The sequence below is a fragment of the Flavihumibacter solisilvae genome (genome assembly GCF_000814475.1).
GTDB classification, from domain to species: Bacteria; Bacteroidota; Bacteroidia; order Chitinophagales; family Chitinophagaceae; genus Flavihumibacter; species Flavihumibacter solisilvae.
In genome coordinates, this window is the sequence record NZ_JSVC01000072.1 from 1 (window position 1) to 460 (window position 460).

Here is a 460-nt window from a genome sequence, read left to right on the forward strand (position 1 = left end):
TTTGGACTACTGTCCTACTCTAGACGCCTACTTTATAGCATAAGGGCTTGGCAAAAGCGGGCGGCCAACTACCTGACGGATGTCAAGGAACCAAAGAGCCCGCCTTCGCCAATCCCTCAACGTTATGGGCAAGCCTTGTGAAACACCCGATATTTTATGCCACAACTTGATATTGACGGCTTCGAAATAATAAATGGAATTTATTCTGACTTTCAGATCGAAGAGATTATAAAAGTCATTGAGGCAGCTGACTCAAATAAACCGACATTTCGAAAATCAAATGATTTATTTGCCGTCCGTCAGTTCTTTAAAGAAGTACCGAATGCTTTAGAACTGATTTTTAATGACCACTTCAAGAAGTTTATTGATTCAAGATTTGGTTCCGAGTTTTTTATTGTAAAGTCAATTTACTTTGACAAGCCTGGAGATTCCAACTGGTTTGTTTCCTATCACCAGGATC

Annotated in this window: 1 pseudogene; it reads left to right on the forward strand. The window is 40.0% G+C overall.

The features are described from left to right. Positions 1–156 precede the first annotated feature (156 nt). Positions 157–460 (forward strand): annotated as a pseudogene (locus tag OI18_RS23480) (phytanoyl-CoA dioxygenase family protein); the annotation flags it as partial.